General features: G+C 71.4%; 19 protein-coding genes. 6 read left to right on the top strand and 13 right to left on the bottom strand.

Annotated elements, in window-relative coordinates:
• Positions 1 to 3: 3 nt before the first annotated feature.
• Both BLW57_RS02220 and BLW57_RS02215 read right to left on the bottom strand, forming a co-directional pair.
• On the bottom strand, positions 4 to 1,476 hold the full coding sequence (locus tag BLW57_RS02220; protein WP_093471732.1) for a B12-binding domain-containing radical SAM protein: 1,473 nt from the start codon (positions 1,474 to 1,476) through the stop codon (positions 4 to 6).
• A gap of 26 nt (positions 1,477 to 1,502) precedes the next feature.
• Positions 1,503 to 2,921 carry a radical SAM/SPASM domain-containing protein gene (locus tag BLW57_RS02215; RefSeq protein WP_176985416.1) on the bottom strand — a complete coding sequence of 473 codons (1,419 nt, stop codon included), beginning with the start codon at positions 2,919 to 2,921 and terminating at the stop codon, positions 1,503 to 1,505.
• Positions 2,922 to 3,090: 169 nt separating this feature from the next.
• On the opposite strand from BLW57_RS02215, the gene BLW57_RS02210 reads away from it, so the two are divergent.
• Together BLW57_RS02210 and BLW57_RS02205 are read left to right on the top strand one after the other, a co-directional pair.
• A complete protein-coding gene (locus BLW57_RS02210; RefSeq protein WP_093471729.1) occupies positions 3,091 to 4,170 on the top strand; it encodes a TauD/TfdA family dioxygenase in 1,080 nt (359 codons plus the stop codon).
• Complete coding sequence (locus BLW57_RS02205; RefSeq protein WP_093471727.1) at positions 4,163 to 4,822, top strand: hypothetical protein; 660 nt, start codon at positions 4,163 to 4,165, stop codon at positions 4,820 to 4,822. Before BLW57_RS02210 ends, BLW57_RS02205 begins: the two co-directional genes overlap by 8 nt.
• Here BLW57_RS02205 and BLW57_RS02200 read toward each other — a convergent pair.
• The 9 genes from BLW57_RS02200 to BLW57_RS02160 form a co-directional block, all read right to left on the bottom strand.
• Positions 4,797 to 5,972, bottom strand: coding sequence for a hypothetical protein (locus tag BLW57_RS02200; protein WP_093471726.1), 1,176 nt, complete (start codon positions 5,970 to 5,972; stop codon positions 4,797 to 4,799). The genes BLW57_RS02205 and BLW57_RS02200 overlap by 26 nt on opposite strands.
• Entirely contained in the window at positions 5,969 to 6,826 is an 858-nt protein-coding gene (locus BLW57_RS02195) for a hypothetical protein (protein WP_093471724.1), read from the bottom strand. Before BLW57_RS02195 ends, BLW57_RS02200 begins: the two co-directional genes overlap by 4 nt.
• Complete coding sequence (locus BLW57_RS02190) at positions 6,823 to 8,064, bottom strand: M16 family metallopeptidase (protein WP_093471722.1); 1,242 nt, start codon at positions 8,062 to 8,064, stop codon at positions 6,823 to 6,825. The genes BLW57_RS02195 and BLW57_RS02190 overlap by 4 nt, the downstream gene beginning before the upstream one ends.
• A gap of 469 nt (positions 8,065 to 8,533) precedes the next feature.
• On the bottom strand, positions 8,534 to 9,343 hold the full coding sequence (locus BLW57_RS02185; protein ID WP_093471721.1) for an ABC transporter permease: 810 nt from the start codon (positions 9,341 to 9,343) through the stop codon (positions 8,534 to 8,536).
• Entirely contained in the window at positions 9,340 to 10,104 is a 765-nt protein-coding gene (locus BLW57_RS02180; RefSeq protein ID WP_093471719.1) for an ABC transporter permease, read from the bottom strand. The genes BLW57_RS02185 and BLW57_RS02180 overlap by 4 nt, the downstream gene beginning before the upstream one ends.
• Positions 10,101 to 11,057 carry an ABC transporter ATP-binding protein gene (locus BLW57_RS02175; RefSeq protein ID WP_093471718.1) on the bottom strand — a complete coding sequence of 319 codons (957 nt, stop codon included), beginning with the start codon at positions 11,055 to 11,057 and terminating at the stop codon, positions 10,101 to 10,103. The genes BLW57_RS02180 and BLW57_RS02175 overlap by 4 nt, the downstream gene beginning before the upstream one ends.
• Positions 11,054 to 11,947 carry a nucleotide-binding protein gene (locus BLW57_RS02170; RefSeq protein WP_256339346.1) on the bottom strand — a complete coding sequence of 298 codons (894 nt, stop codon included), beginning with the start codon at positions 11,945 to 11,947 and terminating at the stop codon, positions 11,054 to 11,056. The genes BLW57_RS02175 and BLW57_RS02170 overlap by 4 nt, the downstream gene beginning before the upstream one ends.
• A gap of 192 nt (positions 11,948 to 12,139) precedes the next feature.
• Positions 12,140 to 13,489: a helix-turn-helix domain-containing protein gene (locus tag BLW57_RS02165; RefSeq protein WP_093480467.1), complete on the bottom strand. Its 1,350-nt coding sequence runs from the start codon at positions 13,487 to 13,489 to the stop codon at positions 12,140 to 12,142.
• A 75-nt stretch (positions 13,490 to 13,564) separates the two neighbouring features.
• A complete protein-coding gene (locus BLW57_RS02160; RefSeq protein WP_093471715.1) occupies positions 13,565 to 13,774 on the bottom strand; it encodes a hypothetical protein in 210 nt (69 codons plus the stop codon).
• A 769-nt stretch (positions 13,775 to 14,543) separates the two neighbouring features.
• Between BLW57_RS02160 and BLW57_RS02155 the strand changes: the two genes are divergently transcribed.
• Complete coding sequence (locus BLW57_RS02155) at positions 14,544 to 15,923, top strand: hypothetical protein (RefSeq protein WP_143050278.1); 1,380 nt, start codon at positions 14,544 to 14,546, stop codon at positions 15,921 to 15,923.
• Between the two features lie 182 nt (positions 15,924 to 16,105).
• Entirely contained in the window at positions 16,106 to 16,345 is a 240-nt protein-coding gene (locus tag BLW57_RS02150; protein ID WP_093471712.1) for a hypothetical protein, read from the top strand.
• A 29-nt stretch (positions 16,346 to 16,374) separates the two neighbouring features.
• On the opposite strand, the gene BLW57_RS02145 is transcribed toward BLW57_RS02150, so the two are convergent.
• Entirely contained in the window at positions 16,375 to 19,632 is a 3,258-nt protein-coding gene (locus tag BLW57_RS02145) for an AfsR/SARP family transcriptional regulator (protein ID WP_256339345.1), read from the bottom strand.
• Between the two features lie 439 nt (positions 19,633 to 20,071).
• On the opposite strand from BLW57_RS02145, the gene BLW57_RS02140 reads away from it, so the two are divergent.
• Together BLW57_RS02140 and BLW57_RS02135 are read left to right on the top strand one after the other, a co-directional pair.
• Positions 20,072 to 20,989 carry a squalene/phytoene synthase family protein gene (locus BLW57_RS02140; protein ID WP_256339344.1) on the top strand — a complete coding sequence of 306 codons (918 nt, stop codon included), beginning with the start codon at positions 20,072 to 20,074 and terminating at the stop codon, positions 20,987 to 20,989.
• Positions 20,986 to 21,627 carry a nucleotidyltransferase domain-containing protein gene (locus BLW57_RS02135; protein ID WP_093471709.1) on the top strand — a complete coding sequence of 214 codons (642 nt, stop codon included), beginning with the start codon at positions 20,986 to 20,988 and terminating at the stop codon, positions 21,625 to 21,627. Before BLW57_RS02140 ends, BLW57_RS02135 begins: the two co-directional genes overlap by 4 nt.
• A gap of 141 nt (positions 21,628 to 21,768) precedes the next feature.
• Here the strand turns inward: BLW57_RS02135 and BLW57_RS02130 are convergent, their stop codons facing one another.
• Positions 21,769 to 22,509, bottom strand: coding sequence for a VOC family protein (locus BLW57_RS02130; RefSeq protein WP_093471707.1), 741 nt, complete (start codon positions 22,507 to 22,509; stop codon positions 21,769 to 21,771).
• Positions 22,510 to 22,620 lie beyond the last annotated feature (111 nt).

Here is a 22,620-nt window from a genome sequence, read left to right as displayed (position 1 = left end):
CCCTCAGCCGGCCGCGGCCGTGACGGCGCCGGCACCGTACGCGGCCCAGGCGGCCCGCCCCGCGTCCTGGCCCATGCGCAGGAAGGTCGAGCGGGCGGCGCGGGCGGCGGGGTCGGACAGGATGCGGCCCACCTGGGCGTCGAGTTCGCTGAACGGGGTGTCGAACACGCCCTGTTCGCGCAGGTGGGCGTGGAGGGAGGTGACGGCGCCCGCGTAGATGAGCATGTCCCGCAGCTCGCGCTCGTTGTAGCTGCTGGCGGAGACCACGCGCAGCTTGTCGTCGGCCTTGATCCAGATCTCGTCGTCGGTGCGGTCGAGCAGCTCGAACAGCTTGGTCTCCGGGATGGCCGTCAGGTGGTAGGAGTGCACCGACCACGGCCGCAGCTCCTCCACGGTGAACCGCAGCGACTCGCGCAGGCCGGCCATGTCGTCCCCGGGCAGTCCGACGATCAGCTCGGCCCGCCAGGGGATGCCCCGGGCGGTCAGGTGCGGGACGTACTTCATGATCTTTCCGAAGTGGTTGCCGCGCACGTGCTTGGGCACGCTGGGGTTGGTCGTCTGGAGCCCCATCAGCAGCTCTTCGATGTTGGACTCGACCAGGACCTCGACGAACTCGTCGTCGAGGAACTCGGGGCGCATGTAAGCGTTGATGGCGATGTCCGGGGCGAGGTCCCGGAACATGCGCAGGATCTCCTTGCCCCGGGCGGCCTTGCCGCCGAGGATCGGGTCGATCAGGAAGATGCGGCGGATCCCCCGGGCCCGCATGTTGCTGATCTCGGTGCGCACGAAGTCGGTGTCGAAGGTGGCGAAGAACGGCAGTGTGTTGTGACCGCAGAAGCTGCAGTCGTAGATGCAGCCCCGCGCGGTCTCGTACCAGGTGAAGTCGGTCTCCACCGGGTCACCGGCCAGGAGTTGCTCGAACTCCGGGCCGAACAGCTCGATACCGTGCGGGAGTCGTCGGTCGCGCCGGTCGGGGACCGCGTGGCGGTAGGCGTCCCGGCGCTCCCGGCGCGCCGAGTACAGCGGTTGGGCCAGCCCGTTCGCCAGGCGGAGCCCGTCGAACCCGGGGTCCTCGGCACGCTGTTCGCAGAGCCAGGTGAGTGGCTCCTCCCCCTGCCCCATGGCGAACACCGTTCCCTCGGGCCAGTCGGCGTAGGGCATGGCCCTGGTCTCCGGCCCGCCGCAGACCACCAGCGGGGCCTGTGGGGCGTTCGACAGCTCCACGGTCAGCTGCCGGGTCCGCTCCAGGGTCCAGATGTAGGCGGGAACGCCCACCACGTCGAACCCCTCGGCGAGCAGCGAGGCCCCGGCCGCCTCGGCCGACCAGCCCTGCTCGTCGAACGCCCGCAGCCGGATCTCCCACTCAGGGTGCTGACGGCTCAGGTAGGCGCCGAGTCGCATGGAGCTGAGCGCATGCGTGATGGGGAACTCGGCGAAGCGCTGCGAGTCGTAGAAACTGACGAGCGCGACTCTCATGGGGGCTCCTCGAAGAGCAGGGGAGTTCACAACGAGTGGCGTACGGCTATCTCGCGGAAGTGCCGCAACGCCGTGGGGTCCGCCGGCGGTTCGGGCAGCTTCTTCTCGGGATGCCGGGCGAGGTAGTCCCGGGTGCACAGCGGGTCCTTGACCGCGCTGAAGTCGCCGGTGGTGCGCTCCGGGTCGAAGCGGCCGATCTGGACGATGCGGCGCGTGGTGCTGCCCGAGCGGCAGGAGCTGTAGATGTCGCAGCCGGAGCAGCCCTCGGGCTTCTCCAGGGCCTTCCAGAAGTCGGTGAGCTGCGTCGACCCGTTCCAGAAGTCCCGCAGGCCGCTGAACTGGTCGTCGATGTTGCCGAGTTTGCGCGGGTGCATCAGGCACGGCGTGACGCTGCCGTCGGGGTTGAGCGCGATCAGCTCCTGACCGCCGATGCAGCCGGACAGGCCCGGTATCCCGATGTCGCCGCAGCCGGCCATCGGGTTGCTGACGTTGGTGATGGAGATCTGCGAGCCGTAGGCCTTCTGCAGCGTGCCGATGTACTCGATGGCGGCGTAGTACTCGTCCACCTGCTGGGAGTAGAAGCCCTGTTCGTGGTGGAGGCAGCGCTCCGGGTTGGCGAACTTCACCACGTCCGCGCCGGCGTCGATGGCGAGCTCGACCAGCGCCTCCAGTTCGGAGTAGGGGGTGGACGGCGTGTACGTCGGCTTGACGCACACCCGCATGTCGGAACCGGTCTCGCGCTTGCGCCGCACGGTGTGCCGCAGTGCGGCGACGACCTTGTCGAAGAGACCGGGGCCGCGCACCGCCCCGAACGTCTCCTCCGACGCGCCGTCGATGCTGAAGCTGACGGACTTCAGCCCGTTCCGCAGGATGATGTCCAGCGTGTCGTCGTCGATGAGGAGACCGTTGGTCGCCATCGACGTGTAGAGCCCCTGCTCGCTCGCGCTGTCCAAATAGTTGGCCAGGGCGCGCTTGTTGATGGTCGGCTCGCCGCCCGCCAGATGGACGCGCATGACGCCCCACTGCGCGAGTTCGGCCATGAGTTCACGCACGCGCTGTTCACGCATCGTGGTGGGGCCCAGGAACTCGGCGGCGTAGCAGAAGGAATCCTGGCCGCATTTGTGGCGGGCCAGATTACACAGCCACGTGTAGTCGAAGTAGATTTCCAGTGGCCCGCTGAGCCGGTCCTGGTAGGGGGACCGGATCTCCCGGACCCGGCCGTCCAGGCCCAGTTCGCGCAGGTCGTCCGCGAGGCCGGCGGGCAGTGACCCGTCGTCCCATTCCTGGTCGGCGCGCTTGCGCTCGACGGCCCGCGTGACGAGAGAGTTCTCGCTGTCCTCCTTCGGCAGGAAGAACGCGTGGCGGCGATTGCTCCACAGCAGGGGTCCGCAGAATTCGTGACGTACGACGACGTCCACGGGCTCCAGTGGCTCGACGGTGGTCACGGCGGACCGCCGGACTACGGGATCCGCGAGAGGTGTATGAGCGTTCACTTTGCTCCAAAGTGGCGTCGGGAAGGCCATCATGACAGAGCATCAAGCCAGCCATCAAGGGTTTGTGACAGGCGAGTCACATTACTTGTCACAAAGTGTCGCCGAAGGCTAGCGTCGACTTATGAACACCGACCTCACGGCAGGCCCGGTCCTGCGCGCCCCGCTCGACTCCCCGGCCGCCTGGCGCGGGGACCGCATGGCCACCCGGCCCGGCGACTGGCAGGTCCGCCTCACCGACCAGGACCTGGACGAACTCATTGCACTGGCCGCCCGGCTGGCCGGCGGATCCCGCCCGCTGCACCACATCCCCGCCGACGAACTGCGGCTGCCCCGGCTCGCGGTGAAGGCCGTGGGCTGGCGGCATCACCTGGAGGACGGTCCCGGGGTGCTGCTCGTGCGCGGCATGCCGGTGGCCGGCCAGTCACCGGAGCGTCTGGAACTCATGTACTGGGCGCTGTCGTGCGCCATCGGGTTCCCGACACCGCAGGACAAACGGGAGTTGTACCTGGCCCACGTCCGCGAGGACGGCCCCGCGCGCCCCGACCGGTTCGCCTACCAGACCAACGTGGAACTCCCCTTCCACACCGACTGGTGCGACATCGTGTCCCTGCTGTGCGTCGGCCGGTCCCGCACGGGAGGCGCCTCGCGCGTGGCGAGCTCGGTCACCGTGTACAACGAACTGCTGCGCCGCAGGCCGGACCTGGTCGACGGCCTCTACGAACCGTTCTGGATGAACAACAAGGACGAGGCCGACGGCGACCGCGTCCCGTACTACGCGGCCTCGCACATCTCCTGGCTGGACGGCAAGCTCTCCTTCCGCCGCCGGCCGTCCTGGCGCCGCAGGGCCGCCGCCAACGGGCAGCCCGCATACCTCCAGCCGGCCGGCGGCCAGGCACCCCCCGAGCCGAGCCGGCAGCAGCTGGACGCGCTGGAGATGATGGACACCATCGCCGGCGAGCCCGGCGTCGCCCTGTCCATGGACCTCGTGCCGGGCGACGTCCAGTACGTCAACAACCACACGGTCCTGCACGCCCGCGACGGCTTCCAGAACGGCACCGGACCGGACGAGCAGCGCCATCTGATGCGGATGTGGCTCACCGTCCCGGACGGCCGCCGGCTGGCCGACGCCTACGCCCGGGGCATCGCCCGGCAGCACACCATGCCGCAGCCCCCTCCCGCCGTCCCGCGCGCCCATGCCTGACCCGCACCTGTCCGAGGTCGACTGGCACGACGCGGCACAGACCGCCCGAGCCCTCGAGGACGCGCTGCGCCGGTTCGCCCGGCCGGACCGGCTGGCCGCACTGCTGCGGTCCGCGCGGACCGACCCACGGCTGCTCGGCCTCTCGGAGGTCAGGCCCTGGGGCAACCGCATGGTGCTCCACGAGGACCCGTCCTCGGGTGCCCGGCTGCGCCTGCAGCACTGGGCGGGGGGTGACCTGGACCCGCACGGGCGACCGCACAACCACCGCTGGGCCTTCGCCTCCACGATCCTGCACGGCAGCTACGTCCACCGGCTCTACGGCGACGTGGCCGACGTGGAACGACGGCTGGCCGCGGACGGCGGCCCGGCGCGGCACCTGCTGGAGCGCACCGAGTCCGTGGGCAGCTCCTACGCCCTGTCCCCGCAGGCCGTACACTCCGCGACCGCGGCGGCCGGAACCGTGTCGCTGCTGCTGAGGGGGCCGTCCGTGGGGGAGTACGCGGTGCGTCTGAACCGCGATCTCACGGCGTTCGCGGAACGCAAGTCGGGCGTCGCCTCCGAAGCGCGGAAGGAGCGTCCCGAGCGGCCGTTCGGAACCGCTGACGCGGACTCCCTGGGTGCCCTGCTCAGCTCCCTTGGACTGCTGGACTGACCTCCGCGAGAGCGCTCCTCGCCGCGTCGTACAGCGCGGGATCGACCACGGCCCCGGTCACCAGCAGGAAATCGGCGACCGGGGTCAGCAGCAGGCTGCCGCCGTCGAACGGATGCAGTCTGGCGGCCTCCGCCCGGCGATGCGGCCGCGGCACGGATTCGAGGGCGGTGAGCCGCATGCCGTGGCGCAGCGCGCCCGCCCCCGGGGCGGTCGCCGTCCCGCGCTCCCTGTGCCAGTCCTCGCGTCGCCGCAGCTCACGCGCGGACGCCTCGCCCAGCGCGGCGAGCAGCGCGTGGAATCCGGACGGCATCCGCCCCTGTTCCGGGACCGACTCCGCGCCCGGGGCACTGTACGGGACGGCGCCGGCGTACAGCTCCAGGAGTTCCGCGAGCTCGGGAGCGAGATGGTACGCGTCGGCGGCGCGCGCGAGCAGCGGCAGATCGAGAGGGCGCCCCGGGGCCAGCGCCATCATGACGTCGACCACGTCCTTGCCGTTGAAGGGCCGTTGGAAGCGCTCCTCGGCGACGGCCAGGAGCCCCGCGGCGAGCGGATCCTCCGGCAGCACGCGCCGCCGCGGCACCGCACCCTCGTCGCCGGTGAGCGCACAGGTCAGGATCTCCACGCGGGTCTCGTAGTCCAGCAGCGGGTCCGCGCCCGGCCAGGACAGGGCCACCGCGAGCTGCCGGGCCTCGCCGTCCAGCACCGCCAGGTCCATCTCCCGGGGCCCGTACTCGGCCACCAAGGTCCCGACGACCCGCCACAGGGTGGCCGTGTCCGGTACGACCAGGTCGAGGTCGTTCATCGGCCGGGGCAGGTCGTCCGGGTACCACGCCGCGAGGGACAGCCCCTTGAGGGGACGGGCGCCCAGTGCGGCACAACGACCCTGGACACGGGCGTAGAACGCGGTGCGCGCGGCCCGGCGCCGCAACTCGTCCGCCGATCCGCTGCCGACGACGCCCTCCCGGGCGGCCGCCGTCATCACCAGGGCCCGGTACGCCTGCGAGACCCGGCCCGCCGCCGTCACCACCTCGTAGGGCGTGGCGTCCTCGTGGAGGTCGAGGAGGCGGCGGAAGAGGGCCAGATCCGGCACCGGGAGGGGGGCGCGGTGGGGCTCGTGGCGAGACGCCTGGGCGTCGTCGTGCGCGGTCACGTCACTTCCTCGCGGTGGCGGTCGGGGTTTGGGGCAAGCCAGTAGACGTGTTCGGTACGCCAGCCACGCCCTTGCAGCGAGGCGACGATGCGGGCGCCGTGCTCCGTGGAGCCCGCGGAGCCGCCGTGGACCACATTGCCCAGCAGGGGAACGCCGGCGCGGGCGGCCCGGGCGAGCGAGGCCTCGACCAGACGCGCGGTCACGGCGCGGACGTCGAAGGGCTCGGCGACCAGGGTGTCGAAGAGTTCGAGATAGTCGGTGCCGGTCACCTCGTCGGTGAACGGCAGCAGCGTCGCGTGCCCGGCGGGCTCGCCCCCGGCGACGGCGACGAGGCTTGAGCGCCCGGGTGCGGCCATGACCGCGTCCGCCTGCACCTCCGCGTCCCCTCGAAGCGCTGGCGCGCCCTGCTGGGCCGCCCCCGCCTCGAAGGCATCGGCGAGCCAGGCCCGGATCTGCCCTTGGTGCTCGGGGCCCGCCGCACGGACCACGACACCGGAAGCGGTATCACCGCCTGAGGCGTCAGCGTCGGCGTCGGCGGGCGGATCGTGCCGCAGGTAGGTCAGATGAGGGGTCCAGGGCGTGCCGAGCCGGACGCCGGGTCCGGTACGCAGGAGCACTCCGCCGGTGTGCGGATGGACGGCCGCGGCATACCGGCGCAGCGCCTCGGCCGCCTCGGTCGTCACCGGAGCCGGGTGGGCGTACTCGACGAGGCAGTAGTGGCGCCCGTTCAACGGGTCCTGGGTCGCGCCGAGCACGCAGTGCCCCGTACCGGTGTCCACGAGCAGGCCGGCGTCCCGGCAGGCCGCCAGATAGGCGGGGTCGGCGTCCTGGGGGCCAGCGTCCGCGGGGATCATGCCGGCTCCGGTCGTACGACCGTGAGCTGATGCTCCGTCACGGTGGCGGCGGCGTATCGTACTTGCTCCGCCGTTACGCTCTCCAGATCGCGGATCCCCATCTCCAGGGACCACGGGCGGGTGCCCAGGCCGGTCTCCTGGCTCAGGGCCATCGCGTGGTCCCAGGGCCGCTCGGCGGTGGTTACCAGATCGGTCACCGCCTGGCGCCGGGCCACGGCGAGGTCCTCCGGATCGGGACCGTCCGCGGCGACCTCCAGCAGCACCTCGCGGACGACCTCCTGCGCGCGCCGGAGACTGCGGTTCTCGACCCCGGCCATGATGCGCCAGGCTCCGGTCTCCGTGTAGCCGCGCGACCAGGTGAAGAAGGCGTAGACCAGCCCTTCCTGGCCCCGCAGCCTGCGGTAGAGCGGCGAGGCGGGGGAGGGGCCGAGCAACTGGGCCAGGACGGTGAAGGCGTGGCGCCGGGGATCGTGCACGGACGGGGAACGGCTTCCGGTCGCGAACCAGGAGAATCCGTCCGGATCGGCACTCGTGGCCCGTGGTGTCCACGGCCCCGCCGCGAGAGCGGGCAGCGGCTCCGCCACCGGCTCGGCGGCCGCCCACGGGCGGGGCGCTGGGACCTCCGCCCAGGGGGTGCCGGCGAGCTGCTCGGCGACCTCGGCGGGCGCGGTTCCTCCTGTGCAGACCAGGGTCATGCGCCTGCGCAGAAAGACGCCACGGTGCACGCCCAGCACGTCCGCCAACTCCGTCGCGCGCATGGCGTCGTCGGTTCCGCCGACCGGACGGCCCAGCGGGTGCCCGGAGAAACAGGCGGCGAGAAAGGCGTCCTGCACCGTGTCGCTGGGATCGGCCGCCGCGGCGGCCAACTCCTGCAGCACTGCCTGGCGCTCGGTCTCCAGCACGGCATCGTCGAGCTGAGGATCCAGCACAGCCCGGGTGAGGAGGCGGGCCACCTCTGGGACATGGTCGCCCAGCACCTGCGCCTGGAAGAACATGCGATCGAGACCGGTGGTGGCGTTCGCCCGTCCGCCGAGCCGCTCGACACGCTCGCTGAGCGAACGGCCGCCGTCGACGGGCGCCGACATCAGTAGATGCTCCAGCAGATGGGCGACTCCACCCAGGGCGGGCGGATCGTCACGGGAACCGAAGTCGACGGCCAGGCAGAGCGTCGTGGTCCTCCAACGCCCGTCGCCCTCCCCGATCACCGTAATCGGCAGGTCACCGATCATCGTGCTCATACACCCTCGCTCAGCGGATAGCGGTACGGTCCGCCGGGCGCACGGAGGTCCAGGCCGGTGGACGGACGGACGCTGCCGGGAAGCACAGCGGCTTCCCGGCAGCGGGGCCTTACTTGACGGGCTTCACCTTGATCTTGTCCAGGCGGGGACGAAGAAGGCTGACGTGGTTGCGCTCCATGGTGCACCTCCTCTCACGGGGTCGGGGCCGGGGGACGATGGCCTGCCGGGCGGAAGCCTCCGGCCGGCCGCCGGCGCCGCACCATGGCGCGGTACCGGTGGTTCGGGGACCCATGTGCCGGCCAGTGGCTCATGGGCCGGGCTCACGGGGTTCATGAGCGGCTACGGCCGTGTGCTCGACGGCCGCGTGCCGGGTGGTCGTGTATCGGGGGGTCGTGCGCCGGGTGGTCGTGCGGTCGACGACCGCGTGCTCGGGTACGCGTCGGAGGCCGCCTGGCCGGTGGTCCTGTGGTCATGTGCCGAACTCGATGGCTCCGGTGTGCCGCCCGCGCTGTGCCACCCGGCCGAAGGCGAGTACGGCGACGGTCAGCCAGCCGGCGCCGATGACCGCGCCGAGCGAAGCCTGTTGCAGTACCCGTACGGCCGGAGCACCGTCGAGAAGGGCGCGCAGCGCGGCGAGTTCGTGGGTCAGCGGCAGCGCCTGGGCCATGGCCTGGACCGGCCCGGGCCAGTAGCCGGTGGGGACCTGGACCCCGCAGACCGCCATCATGCCGAGGTAGGCCGTGTTGGAGACGACGTTGCGCAGGGCGGGCCGATCGGTGACCAGGGCAGCCAGCGTGAGCCCGAAGCAATAGGTCCCGAGCGCCGTCAGCACGACCAGCACCAGGGCGACCGGCACGGTGCCCGGTGTCCAGCGCAGCCCGAACACCGGGCCCAGGGCGAACAGTGCGGCCGCCGAGGTGGCCGTACCGCTCACGACCCACTGCAAGCTGCGCACGACGAAGGTCCAGGCGAGCTGGGAGGGTGCCGCGACCAGCAGGGGCAGGGTGCCGAGCGAGCGTTCCCAGGCACTGGAGGCGACGACCATGGTGGCCTCGATGGCGCACGCCATCAGGGCGTTGCCGGTGACCAGGAACCGTTCGTCGCCGCCGGCGCCGGTCAGCCGCCCGACGAGGGTGAAGAACACCACCTGGCTGAGCATGCGGACCAGCCAGCCGAACAACCAGGTCCGCCAGGTGTAGACCGCCTTCAACTCGGCCAGGGCGATCGCGCTGCCGTGCCGCAGTATGGTGAGCGCTTTGTGGCGCGGGTGGGGTGTCACGCGTGCCCCAGGGTGCCGAGGACGCGCACGCGGTCGAGCACACGGCGCAGCAGGAGCGTGGCGGCGCCCAGGCCGGCCGCCGCGAGCAGGACCAGTGCCAGCAACTGCGCGGGCAGTTGCCGGGGTGCGTCCGGCCGGAAGGCGGACCGCAGCAGATCGGCCGACCAGGACAGGTAGATCAGGCGGCTGACCGGATGCAGCCAGTGGGGGAGCGCACTGATGGGCAGGACGATGCCGGACAGCAGGTAGACGGGGAAACTGAGGGAGTTCTGGTAGGGCCGGCCGCGCCGGGTGAGCACCAGCACCGCCGCGATCATCGTCGCGGTGCATCCCGTGGCGAGACACGACGCGAGGATGCCGGCGAGCAGGGCGAGCGGGTGGTGCAGCGTCAAGTGGACGCCGAAGCACAGGCCGACCGCCCAGGCCTCGACGAAGGCGATCAGACCGGCCGCGGTCACGGCGCAGATGCGCCCGCCGACGACCAGGGCCAGCGGAGCCGGGGCCGCCACCGTGGGTTCGAGGGTGCCGCTGTAGCGGTCCCGGTCGATCAGGTCTCCGGCGGTGAACAGTCCCAGCGACCAGAGCGCCATCAGCATGGGCGCGATGACCGCGTTGGCCGCGATGCCGGGCCGGGTGGGGTCGTCGGTCATGGCCAGGAGGATCAGGGTGTACAACGGCACGGTCGCCAGCGTGTGCAGTTCGCCGGGCGATCGGCGCAGCAGGGCGGCTTGCAGGCGCAGGCCGGCCAGGAAGGTCCTCATCCGACGACCTCCATGCCGCGCTCGCCGATGAGGGTCAGATAGACCTCTTCCAGTCCCGGGCGCGAGGTCGCCAGTTCGGTGACGCCGGCGTCGACGAGAAGCCGCAGTACGGGTACGAGCGCCTGACGGTCGCTCACCTCGATCCGGGTGGTCCCGCGCGGGCCGGCGCCGACCGTGACCACGCCTGGATGGATCCGGATCCGTCCGACGAGCTCGTCCGGGACACCGGTCGCCTCGACGCGCTCGTGCCGCGACAGGAGCGAGCCGAGTTCACGGGGGGTGGCCGTACGCAGGATGCGTCCGCCGTCGATGAGGGTGGCCCGGTCGCAGACGGCCTCGGCCTCCGCCATGTCGTGGGTGGTGAGCAGGACGGACCGCCCTTCCTCGCGCAACTCGCCGATCAGGGCACGGAAGTCGCGGGCCGCTACGGGGTCCATTCCTGTGGTGGGCTCGTCGAGCAGCAGCACACGCGGGCCGTGCATCAGCCCGCGGGCGAGGTGCAGGCGCTGCTTCATGCCGCGCGAGAAGGTCTCCACGCGCTCGTCGGCGTGCTTCGTGAGGCCGAACCGCTCCAGGAGCGTGGCGGTCCGCTGCCGGATCTCGCGGCCGGGTACGCCGTACAAGGCACCCCAGTAGTGCAGGTTGCGCCGCGCGGAGAGCCTGCCGTACAGTCCCCGGTCGCCGCCGAAGACGCATCCGATCAGCGGGCGTACCGCGGCGAGTTCGCTCACGACGTCGTGTCCGAGGATGCGCGCGCTGCCGGCGCCGGGCACCAGGACGGTGGCGAGGATCTTGCAGAGGGTCGTCTTGCCCGCTCCATTGGGGCCGAGCAGCGCGTGCACCTCGCCCTCGCCGACCGACAGGTCGATGCCGTTCAGGGCGATGCGCGCGGTTCCTCCGCCGCGTGACGGCGGGTAGCTTCGGTGCAGTCCCGCGACCTCGACGGCGTTCATCGCGTGGCCTCCACGAGGCCGGGGCGGGCGGCGGGCAGTGCGTCGAGCAGGCGCATCAGCCCCGACTCGTCGACACACGAGGCGCGGTACTCGCACATGAGGTCGATCTTCTCCGGTGAGCCGTCGTACCCGAGGGGAGGTGGTGCGTCGGTGATCCGCGCCAGCACGGGCAAGCGCGAGGCGCGGGCGAGCCGTTGGGCGGCTGCGTCCGCGGCGGGGTGGTCGCTCACCCGGTTGAGTACGAAGCCGAGCAGGAGCGCGCGCAGGGCCGGGGTCAGCCGGTCCGTGAGCCGGGAGACGTCAGCGGGATCCGCCTGCCGGGCGCTTGCCACGACGATCACCGGAAGTCCCGCCAGCTCGGGCAGGATCCGGTTGGCCAGATCGGCGGCCGGGGGCAGGTCTCCTGCCCCGGCGGCACCCTCCACGAGGAGCCACGGCACCTCGCCGGCGAGGCGTCGGTAGCCCTCCTCGACGGCGTCCTGGCAACGCCGGCGCAGCCGGTCCGGCAGCGAACCGAGATCGAGGCGGTCGGCCCCGGTGACCGGAACCCGTCCGAGGCGCCGACCGCGTACGTACAGATCCCCCACGGGGGTGCGCGCGTCCGGAAGGTTCACCAGGACAGGGTTGTGCCACCAGCGGGGAACCGTCCCGGCGGCCGTGCAGCTCTGCACCACGCCCCGTCGCCAGGGCGGCAGCGACCGCCCGGCGTATTCGTCAGGGGTGACGACGGCGACCGCCTTGAACGGAGCGCAGTCGACGCCCCGGCGGGAGAGGCTGCGGAGAATGCCGATCGAGACGGCGGTCTTGCCGACTCCCGCGGACATTCCGAGGACCGTGACACCCTGACCACGGAAAGGTGAGGATGCTGCTTTTTTCAAGACGAGCACCATCCCTCCGCGATTCGACATCTCCTGCGCTGTCACAACCATGGTCACATAGGCGTGACTAGCTAGTCAATATTGTCAGTCACAAATCCGGGTCGAGATCTGATGGAGGTGCGCCCGGCCAGGCGGGCAAGGGGAGGGGCAAAGAAGAAGCCCGTGGACCACGGATGGTCCACGGGCGGAGGGTGTGCGGGAGTGTCAGCCCTCGGCGGCGGCGGGAGTCGGTTCGGCGGCCGGAACGGTGCTGGAGCGGTATCCGAGGCAACGCAGGCTCTCCCGGTAGGACGCGAGGCTGCCCCGCTCGTCCCCCGACGCCTGCTGGGTCTCGGCCAGCTCGGCCCAGGCGAAGCCGGCCTGGCGGGTGGCCTCGGACGCTTCGAGAGAGAGGGCGGCCCGCTCGCAGGCCGCACGGGCCCGCTCGGCGTGGCCCTGCCGCAGCTCGGCCCTGGCCAGTACCAGAAGTGCCCGGGCGCTCTGCAGTCGGTGCCCGGTGCCCAGCAGGTTCAGCGCGGACCGAGCCCGGTCCGCGGCGGCGGCGCTGTCGTCCAGCGCCAGGTCGGCACGGGCCATCGCCGTCTGGCAGTAGGCCTGGTCGACGGTGCTGCCGTGGCGGTCGAGTTCCTGCTCCGCGAGCGTGAGCTGCTGCTTGGCGGCGGCTGCGTCCGGGGTTTCCGCGTCCAGCAGCACCACCGCGTAGGCGTTGCGCAACCGGGCCATGGCCCGCTGGTCCTCGCCCTCCGCATAGAGGGCGAGGGCCTTGCGGACGAACGTCAGGGCGTCCGCCGCCCGGCCGTTGCGGTGGGCGACGAGGCTGGCGTTCCAGTACGCCGCGCCACGGGCCCGGCTGTCGGTGAGCTGTTCCGCTTCCTCGATGGCGCGCGCGGCGAGGTATCCGGCGCGGTTCAGATCGCCGCGCTCGCTGTACAGCCCCACCAGTGTCGACATGAGTTCGATCGCGGTGACGGACGGAGGGATCTCCAGCCGCTGGAGGTCGGCCAGCTTCGACTCGGCCAGCTCCACGGCGTGCGCGAGGTCGCCGAGCTCCCGGTAGCAGCGGCACAGGGCGATGACCACGGTCAGATCGGCGACCGCGCTCGCCGGCTGTCCCTGGTGATCGGTGCCGGCCTCGCGCAGCCGCTCGTACTCGACCAGTGCCTCCTCGAGGCGGCCGAGCGCTTCGAGTGAGCGGGCGACGCCGAAGCCCACGGCGGACCGGACCTCGGCCGGTCCGCCGTCGCCCGCCTTCTCGCGGGCGGCGAGGAAGGTGGTCAAAGCCGCCTCGGGCTCGCCGTTCGCCAGGGACATCTCCGCGTAGGAGATCTCCACCTCGAGGTTGCCGGGGGGCTCCGACGCGAGACACTCGAGCAGATACCCGGGGTCGCATTCCAGGCGCGCGGCGATGCGGCGCAGCACCTCTTCGGAAGGGGTGCGCTTGCCGCTTTCCAGGAGCGAGATGTAACTGTGCGAGAGATCGCTGCCTGCGAGGTCGGTCTGCGACATGCGCCTCAAGCGGCGCTGGCGACGGATCCGTGACCCCAATTCCGCCATGTCGTGCACGCTGATCAACCCTCCGGATATGTTACCGGAAAGTAAACCAGAGAGTTCAACAACCAGTCAAGTCACTCAGCAGCAGGGCGGGAAATCCGTATCCAGCGGCGGGTTGGACCGGGCCGGCGCCGACGCGGAGTGCTGGCTCCGGGCATCGGCTCCGGGCCGCGTCCCACTGGTGAGTACCAGCAGGGACACCACGGCCAGGAGGGCGGCCACGACCGTGACGGCGGACGTGCGGCGCCGTGAGATTCCGGACGTGCGGATGACGGGGGAGGTGGCCATGCGGGGAGTCTCCTTGTGCTCGTGCGCTTCGAGGTGCCCCGGGAAACCGGTTCCGGCGGACCGGAGCACCCTTGCCTGATACGACCTTGAGGCATCCCGGTCTACGCTCACTCTTCGCACGCTATGCACCCGTACGAGCGGCAACGGATGCTCGTAGAGGCACTGTTGATCACCTGCCGACAGGATCCGCTCCATGGACCTCGTGACGGCCCGTCGGCTCCTGGCGGCATACGCGATGCTCGACGGCCCCGACCGCCACGGTGCGCCGCACAAGGGCTTCTTCGTGCCTGGAGGGAAGCAGGGTGGTGCGGCAGCCCGTGCGGCGGGGGAGACGGATCAAGGTGCCGGAGAGTGCGCTTTCCACGCGGTCACCGGCCTCCTGTTCCGCCTCACCGCTCTGACGGCTGCCCACGGACCGGACGCACCGGCGAGGCTGCTGGACGCACTCGCCCTCTCTTTCCGTGCCTCCCACGACGTGGACGCCGTACGCACAGTCCAGGCGTTCCTGGAGACCGGGCGGCGACCCGGCGAAGCCGCGCACACGGGTGAGGTCCTGCGCGCACTGCGCTCTGACGCGTACGGCTCACAGGCCACCCCGAGTCACGGGGGCGACGATCCGTGCCGTGCCGCCCCCCGGTGCCGGTGCCTGCCTCCCACGGCGGACCCGCAGCCCGGCCAGTCCCCGTTTCCGTCTTCCCTCGGGGCGCTCGCCTCGGCTATTTCCACCATCCGCTCCCACCTGATGCGCGACCCCCTGTTACCCGGGCCCGTGATCACGGGCCCTTCCCTCGGCCAGCAGGTGGAACGCGAGACCGTTCTGATCAGCCCGGCCGATCACGCCTACGCCCTGGTCGTGGCAGGCGAGGGACTGCGGTCCGGCCGCGGGATTCCCGCGCTGCTCGACGACCTGCGGTGGCACCTCACCCCCTCGGACGCGGCGTGGGCGTTGTGGGCCCACGTCCACCAGGAGCAGCCGGCCGAGGCACTCGACTTCCTCCTGGTGACCCACGACGGCGCTCCGCGGAGAACGCGGTGGGCCTACCGGCCCCGGCCTCGGTCTCAGCCGGATCGCGATCCGGTACGGCTCTGCCGTGACCGGCTCCCCTCGGTGGCCCCCGTCCCCGCACACGGGGAGGTCCTGGTGGCCGGAGCGGGCGAACCAGTGACCATCCGGGCGCCCGCCCCCGGAATCGTCGAGGTGGTCGCCGAACGCGCAGCCGGGGCACCGGTGCGCGCCCTGGTGTACGCCGCGGCAACCCCGGCCACAGGCTCGAACCGGTCGGCGCAGTGTGCCGCGGCACTCGTCGCCGCCCGCATCGCCGGCGCCCACCGGGAGTGCGCCGTTGTCAGCGTCGCGCCCGGTCGAGTACGGCTGGACAGGGGCCTGGGTCCGGAGCAGGAGACCGCTACCGCCGTAGGCGGCGCAGTCCTGAGCCGACTCCTCGAAGGAGCCTCGCAGACACCCTTGTTGACGGCCCGGATGGACGATGACGGTCCGGTCGTCCGGCTGTCACCCAGGAACTACCGGGCCTATCTGCGGCTCCGGCTGCCCAAGTCGCCGCTCGTTCTCGTCCCCGCGTCCAGCCCCGTCGTCCGGGCGATCGCCACCGTCCTCTACGAGCGTTTGCTCGCGCTGGGCTTGGGACACCGGGTGCAGCGGCACGGCGGCGGTCTCTTCATCGATCTGGGCGATGGCTGTCACCGCGAACTGATCGCCGACGCAGGGGAGGTGACAAGCACCGGCGGTCTGTTGCTGGAGGCGGCCCTCCTCGCCTACCGCACCGATCCCGCCGGCTTCGACGCCTATTTCCAGGACCGCTTCGGGCTGCCCGATGATCCCCACAGGGCGATGACCGACATTCTCGACGAAGCGCTGGAGCACGAGGCGAGGGTCAGCCGACTGGCTTTCCTGGAGCGGAAGTTCGCCCCCGTCACCGGTCTGGGGTCCGCCGACTCCGGTGTCTTGGCGCTCGTGACGGACGTACTCGGAAAGGCCGGCCCCGGAGCGATCCACATCAACGTCCTGGACGACTACTACGCGGATCAGCAGCAGCGGGTGCGCGCGCTGATCCTCCTGCTGCGCCTTCCCTTCCGTCTGATGTCGTTGCACTACTCGACGGTGACGGCCGAGGTGTTCCTGCGAGGCTGAGGGACCGGTCCGGCGCCGCCGTGAGTGATGGCCGGACTTGATGGCCGGGACCGAGGGGCCGGCGTCCGTACGCCGACGCCCGACCGTGGATCGCGGCGTAGATCCGATGTAGATCGGAGCCTGCCACGGTGATCCCGCCTTCGCACGGCAAGTCAGCACGGAAGAGCACGAGGAGATGTGGAATGCGCAGTTCCCATGAGGCCGGCCGTCGACCGGACGGGCGCGCCGCACGAAAGCCGGCACCCGCCAGGATCGCCGTCGGACTGTTCGCGGCCGCGCTTCTGTGCGCGGCGGCGTCCGTCGTGGTGGCCCGCGGCGTGACGGAACACCGGCACGGCGACGGGCCGGGCGGGGTCCACGTCTTCGCGGGTGGCCCGGAGGACTGGAACAACACCGTCTCGCAGCCCCCGCCCAAAAGCTGATCGGTCTACGACGCCGATCCCGCCCGCCGTCACACGGGCAGTTCCTCCCGCAGCGCTGTCGCGTGCAGTGCGTCCGGCAACTCCAGCCGGGTGAACACGGCGGCGGCCTCACCCAGTCGGGCCGCCGCCTCCGCGGTCCGGCCAAGGTCGGCGAGCGCCCGGCCGAGCGCGACCAGCGCGTGCCCGTGGTCGCGCTCGGAACGGCCGTCCGCGCAGCGGGCCACCGCCTGCCCGGCGGCGGCCACCGCTTCCGCCGGTCGGCCCATGGCGCGGAGGGTGTCGGCCAATCGGTAGTGGGCCTGTGCCTCCCGGCTGTGCAGCTCCATCGCCCGGCACACGCTCAGGCACTCGGTGTAGCGCGCCACCGCCTCGTCGTACCGGCCGAGTTCGTGCATGCACAGTCCCAGGACGGACAGCGCGTAGGCCACGCCCTGATGGTCCGCGGCGGCTCTCAGCTCGGCCAGTGCGCTCTCGCACGCCCGCCGGGCCTCCTCGACGCGCCCGCAACGCAGCCTGGCGAGGGCCGCGTTCACCGTCGTCACCAGAGCGCCGGACCGCTGGCCGAGTTCGCGGGCGAGCCGGACCGCCTCGTCGAGGCGGTCCACGGCGTCTTCGTGGTCGTGCTGGAGGAGCGCGACCAGTCCGAGGTCGTTGAGGATCTGACAGAGGATGGGCGCGTCGCCGTTCTCCCGGCAGTGGGTCTCGGCCACCCGCAGATGCTGCCTGGCCACGACCAACCCGGCGCCCTGCACCGCGATGTTGCCGCACAGGAAGCGGGCGCGGCCCACGGTGCGGTGATCAGCGAGTTCTTCGGCCGCCTCGGCCACCGCCATGGCGGCCCGGACCAGTTGCTCCCGCTGCACGTAGGGCCCGAAGGCCGTCAGGGCGATCAGCAGATCCACTGCGACGCGCAAGAGGGGCGCACTGGTTGCGGCTTGTGGCCCAGCGCTCGGGGCGGCAACCTCCGCCACCCGTGACTCGCGGGCGGCGACCAGGACGACGGAGAAGGCGGCCTCGGATTCGGCGGCGGCCCAGGCCCGGGCCGTCCGCACATCGGCGAACCGCACTCCGGCCGAGCGAGTCGGGCTCAGCGTGGTGGCGACCGCGTCACCGGGCACCACCCGCTGGAAGGCCCCTGCCGCGGTGCCCAGCAGGAAGTCGAGCAGCCGGTCCAGCGCGGACAGGCGTTCCTCCCGCGTCGCCTGCTGCTGCCCGTACACACGGAGCAGGTCGTGGAGCCGGTACCGGCCCGGGCCGGAGGTGTCCAGCAACGAGAGGTCGACCAGAGCTTCGAGCTGCTCCTCGGCGTCCTCCTCGTCCAGGCCGAGTACGGCGGACGCCGCCGGGGTTCCGATCTCCGCGTCGCACACCGCCGCGACCAGTCGGAACGTCCTGGCCTGCGCCTCACTCAGCTGGCGGTACCCCATCTCGAACACCGACGCCACGGTGAGGTCACCGGCACGCAACTCGGCCATCCGGCGGCGCTCGTCGGCCAGCCGTACCGCCAGCGACCGTGCGCCCCAGGCGGGCCGCGACGCCAGCCGGGAGGCGGCGATCCGCACGGCCAGCGGGAGCAGACCGCAGCTGTGCACCAACTCCCGTGCGGCTTCCTGGTCCTCGGCGACCCTGGCGGGGCCGACGATGCGCTCCAGGAGGGACACCGCCTCGTCCGCCTCGAAGGCAGCCAGGTCCACACGGGCCGAGGTGGGCAGCCCCCACAGTCTCGACCTGCTGGTGATGAGCACTGCGCAGCTGGCCGCTCCGGGGAGCAGCGGCGAGATCTGGGTGGCGTCGCGCACGTCGTCCAGCAGGATCAGCACGCGCCGCCCGTTCAGCAGCGAGCGCAGAAGTCCGGCGCGGTCGTCGAGGCTCTCCGGTACGAACTGTGCCGCCACTCCCAGCGTGGTGATGAAACTGGTGAGCACCACGCCGGCGTCGGTGGGGTCGTGCCGGTTGCCACGCATGTCGGCGTAGAGCTGGCCGTCGGGGAACCGGGCGCTGACACCGTGCGCCGCCCGCACCGCCAGGGCGGACTTTCCCACCCCGCCCATGCCGGTGATCACGACGACCGGCGGTGCGTCGCCGTGGTCCGTGGCCAGCGCCCGCGTGAGCTGGTCGAGCGCGGGCGAGCGGCCGGTGAAGTCCACGGTGCCGGCCGGCAACTGTGCGGGAACGGGAGGCGAGCCGACGAAGATCCCGCCGGCTGCGGCGGAAGGCGTGGCCGCGGCGGCGGGCGCCGGGGATCCCGGGGCATCGCCGCCGACGCTGCCTGGTAGGCCCGTCATGGATAACGCGGCAGCCTGATCCACGGAGCCGGGCGAAACCGCAGCCCCGTGGCGGGCCGAGGTTCCTTCGCCGCCGTCGGGCATGCGCGGAGAGGAGCGCCGGCCAGTCTCAGCAATGGAGTCCACCGAGGCGCGGTCCGGGGCCTCTGGTCCGGCGGCAGGGGTGGAGGAGGCGTCATCGGCGAGTAGTCGCTGGTAGAGGGCGCGCAGCTCCCGACTCGGCTCGACGCCCAGCGCGTCGGCCAGTTGGGTGCGCAGCCGGTGGTACGCGGCCAGGGCGTCGGCCTGTCTCCCGGCATGCTGCAAGGCCCGTATGTACAGCGCGTGGAAGCTCTCGCGCAGCGGATGGGCGCTCACCAGGGCGCCCAACTCGGGTACCGCCAGCAGGGGCGAACCCTGTCCTATCAGCAGGTCGAAGTGCTGTTCCAGCAGCGTCAGCCGCACCTCTTCCAGCCGTCCCCGCTGTTGCTCCGCGTGCGGGCCGGGCACACCGGCCAGTGCCTCCCCGTGCCAGAGCGCGAGCGCCTGCCCGATCCGGGCGGCCGCCTCGGCAGGCCGCCCGGCCGCGCGGTGCCCGGCCGCCTGCCCGGCGAGCTGTTCGGCCCGTACCGCGTCGACATCGCCGGGATCCAGGACCAACCGGTAGCCGTCACCCACGGAGACGAGGATCTGTGGCTGGGTGGGGGACTCGTCGAGGCTCCGCCGCAGGCGCCAGGCGTACGTCCGCATCATCGCCGCCGCCGAATACGGCGGCTCCTCGCCCCACACCCCGTCGATGAGCTCCGACATGGACGCGGCCCGCCCGGAGCGCAGCAGCAGCACCGCCAGCATCGCCTGCTGCTGCGGCGAGCCGATGTGGAGAGTCCGGTCCGCGCGGGTGGCGCGAAGCTGACCGAGAACGGCGAACCGGATGCAGTGTGTCCTGCCGGCCTCCGTGCGGTGGCCCGTGCCGTGGCGCCCTGCGGGCGGCGTACGCGCGTCACGACGACGAGGTTCGTCCAAGATTTCTTCCACTCCCACGGCAGACCCTTTCAACCCCAGGCCTCGCACCTGAGCGACGCCACAAGGCCGAGCGCCCGGCCTCAGAGTGACGCCTACGGTATGAACGATTGCCTCAGGACGTCCAAGGTTCCCGATTGCCGCGAGTCAAGGGCGATGTGGGGTGAGATGTTCGGCTGCGGGAAACCGGTGGTCTGCTTGCGGGCAGGTCAGTACGGTGCTCGGCCGCTCCGGCGGTCCTGCGGCTTTGACTTGGACAGATGGACCTTGAACACGGACCCGAAGTACTGTTCGCGAACGTGTGCCGGAGTGCGGGTGCATCGGGCCGTTCACCGGCGGCCGCGGTGGTGGGAGCGCCGGCAGCGGCCGCTCGACGGTCTTCCGAAGGGTTGCGATGCGTTGGTCCACTGCTCTGGCCAAGGCGGGGATCACTGATCCGCACGTGCGGCGGGCCTACGAGACCCGACGCCGGGGCGTGCGAAAGTTTGCCCTGCACGAGTACGTGGCGGTCCGGTTGCTGCTCCCCGCTCGGCTTCAGCCGCCCGTCATCGCCGCTGTGGCGTACATGCACAGGACAGATGAGCTGATCGACGCCGGCGAGGTGAGCGCCCGCCGGACGGCTCTGCGCTCCTGGGCCGAGCAGACCGGACGTGCCCTGGAGGCCGACGATCCGCCCGCGGATCACACCCTGTCGGCTCTGTGGGACGCCGTCCGTCGGCACCCCCACATGGCCGCACGTGTGCGCGCCTTTCTGGCGGGTGCACCGGTCGAGGCCGCCTGGACGGGCTTCGACACCGAGGCAGACTTCCAGGACTACGTGGACCGCTACGCCCTCCCCGCCCTGATGCTGACAGCCTCGCTGCTCGCGCCCCGCCCGGACGCCGGAGCGGACGACCCCTTCGCTGCCGGATGCCGAGCGCTGATCGAGGGATGGCAGCGCTGCGACTTCCTCGCCGATCTGGCCGAGGACGTGACCCACGGCCGGATCGGAATCCCACAGGACGAACTCATCCGGCATGGCGTCCAGTTCGAGGACCTGCGGAGCAAATCGCAGGCGTGCGTACCCGCTCTGGAACATCTGGTCCGCTCACAGACCGACCGAGCCGAAAAGGCTCTTGCCGCTTGCCGAGATCTTCCGTCACTCGTCGTGGCCGAGTACCGACCGTTCATCGACGCCCTCGTCGGTGTCCAGGCACTTCGGTTGGCCGCGGTGAGGCGCAAAGGCGGTGACCTCCTGTACCGGGAGACAGGACCGGCACCGATGGCTTCCGTTGCCGTCCTGACCCGACAGTTCCGCCGTGCGTGGGCCCTTCGGCGTCGCCGTTCCCACGACATCTCAAGCGGTACGTCGATCCGGTGACCGACTCCGTGCCGCCGGGGGGCGCTGTTCTCGACCCGGACGAAAAGGACGCTCGGTGGGCGCACGCCTGGCGGCCGGAACAGGTCGCTGAGCGGCTGGCCGGGGTCAATGCCCCGTGGTGCGTCGCGGCGGGCTGGGCGCTGGATCTGTTCCGCGGAGAGCAGTCGCGGCCGCACGGTGATCTGGAAATCGCCGTGCCCGCGGGGGGCTTCACAGAGATTCGGGACCGTTTCCCGACGTACGTCTTCGACGCGGTGGGCTCGGGGCGGATCTGGACGGGCGCAGGAGCGGAGGCGCTCGCCGTCACCCACCAGACCTGGCTGCGGGACCCGGAAAGCGGTCGGTTCTTCTTCGACGTCTTCCGGGAGCCGCACGAGGGCGGGACATGGATCTGCCGGCGGGACGAGAGCCTGAGACTGCCGTACGACAGGCTCATCGAGCGAACCGCGGACGGCATCCCCTATCTGGTGCCCGAGCTCGTCCTGCTGTTCAAAGCGAAAGCGGCTCGTCCCAAGGACCATGCGGACTTCCATGGCGTCTTCCCCCTACTCGGCCAAGCGCGGCAAGACCGACTCGACACCTGGCTGAAGCGCGTACATCCCGGACACGCCTGGCTGGAGAAGCTGGCGAGGGGGTGAGGGAGACCCTGGCTGGACGCCGTGGACGAGAGCGTGCCTGACATGGCACACAACATCGTGGATCCGGCGACGATGACGCGGGAGCCGGCTGTTCAGATTCGCGCACGGACTCGGATGCCGGGCGCCCGGCACGCCACCGGCTCAGGCCAGGGCGCAGACGCAGAACTCGTGGCCCTCCGGGTCGGTCAGGCACGTCCACGCGACGTCGCCCTGGCCGATGTCGAGATCGGTGGCGCCGAGAGTCCGCAGCCGGTCCACCTCCGCCGCCTTGTCGTCACCGGGGTACGGCAGCAGGTCCAGATGGACACGGTCCGGCACGGTCTTCACGTCGGGTGTGCGGAGGAACTCGAGATACGGGCCGTTCCCCTTGGCGGAGCGCAGCCGCGCGAGATCGTCGGTCACCTCGTGCAGGGTCCAGTCCAGCGCCTCGCCCCAGAACCTGGCCATGGCGCGCGGATCCTCGCAGTCGACCACCACCGCGGCGATCGGCCCGGTGCCCTGGTAGACGTCCCAAGGCTCGAGCACGCAGAACTCGTTGCCCTCGGGGTCGGCGAGGACCGTCCACGGGACGTGGCCCTGACCCACGTGGACAGGCGTCGCACCGAGCGCCCGGACGCGTGCGACCAACTCCGCGTAGTGGGCCGCAGAGGTGGTGGCGAGATCGAGGTGCACACGGTTCTTCGTCGCCGTCTTGGGTTCCGGTACGGGAACGACGTCGATGCAGACCGCGACCGGGTCCGGCCAGACCGGACCGCCGGCGGGCCCGACGTAGGTCGTCACGCCGGGGCTGTACGCGCTCCAGCCGAGCGCCTCCGCCCAGAACCGGCCGACCGCCGAGCTGTCAAGAGCCTTGATGTTCACCTGAACAGGTCGTAGTGCCATGCCGGCGATCCTATGTACCCGCTCCGTACGACATCCGCAGCCACCGCGTCGCCGAACCTCCGGAGCAGCGCCTGCTCACGGTGACCGATGCCCGTCACGCTGTCGAACGGG

It is taken from the genome of Streptomyces sp. 1222.5 (assembly GCF_900105245.1).
GTDB lineage: Bacteria > Actinomycetota > Actinomycetes > Streptomycetales > Streptomycetaceae > Streptomyces > Streptomyces albidocamelliae.
The sequence above is the reverse complement of the archived record's forward strand: the minus strand, read 5'-3'. Positions and strand labels throughout refer to the sequence as shown.

Excerpts from the sequence above, each read along its gene's own strand:
- BLW57_RS02205 (WP_093471727.1), top strand. The coding sequence starts at position 4,163 with ATGCCTGACCCGCACCTGTCCGAGGTCGACTGGCACGACGCGGCACAG.
- BLW57_RS02130 (WP_093471707.1), bottom strand. The coding sequence starts at position 22,509 with ATGGCACTACGACCTGTTCAGGTGAACATCAAGGCTCTTGACAGCTCG.
- BLW57_RS02165 (WP_093480467.1), bottom strand. The coding sequence starts at position 13,489 with ATGGCGGAATTGGGGTCACGGATCCGTCGCCAGCGCCGCTTGAGGCGC.
- BLW57_RS02180 (WP_093471719.1), bottom strand. The coding sequence starts at position 10,104 with ATGAGGACCTTCCTGGCCGGCCTGCGCCTGCAAGCCGCCCTGCTGCGC.
- BLW57_RS02150 (WP_093471712.1), top strand. The coding sequence starts at position 16,106 with ATGCGCAGTTCCCATGAGGCCGGCCGTCGACCGGACGGGCGCGCCGCA.
- BLW57_RS02160 (WP_093471715.1), bottom strand. The coding sequence starts at position 13,774 with ATGGCCACCTCCCCCGTCATCCGCACGTCCGGAATCTCACGGCGCCGC.
- BLW57_RS02210 (WP_093471729.1), top strand. The coding sequence starts at position 3,091 with ATGAACACCGACCTCACGGCAGGCCCGGTCCTGCGCGCCCCGCTCGAC.
- BLW57_RS02195 (WP_093471724.1), bottom strand. The coding sequence starts at position 6,826 with ATGATCCCCGCGGACGCTGGCCCCCAGGACGCCGACCCCGCCTATCTG.
- BLW57_RS02190 (WP_093471722.1), bottom strand. The coding sequence starts at position 8,064 with ATGAGCACGATGATCGGTGACCTGCCGATTACGGTGATCGGGGAGGGC.
- BLW57_RS02220 (WP_093471732.1), bottom strand. The coding sequence starts at position 1,476 with ATGAGAGTCGCGCTCGTCAGTTTCTACGACTCGCAGCGCTTCGCCGAG.
- BLW57_RS02170 (WP_256339346.1), bottom strand. The coding sequence starts at position 11,947 with ATGGTGCTCGTCTTGAAAAAAGCAGCATCCTCACCTTTCCGTGGTCAG.
- BLW57_RS02175 (WP_093471718.1), bottom strand. The coding sequence starts at position 11,057 with ATGAACGCCGTCGAGGTCGCGGGACTGCACCGAAGCTACCCGCCGTCA.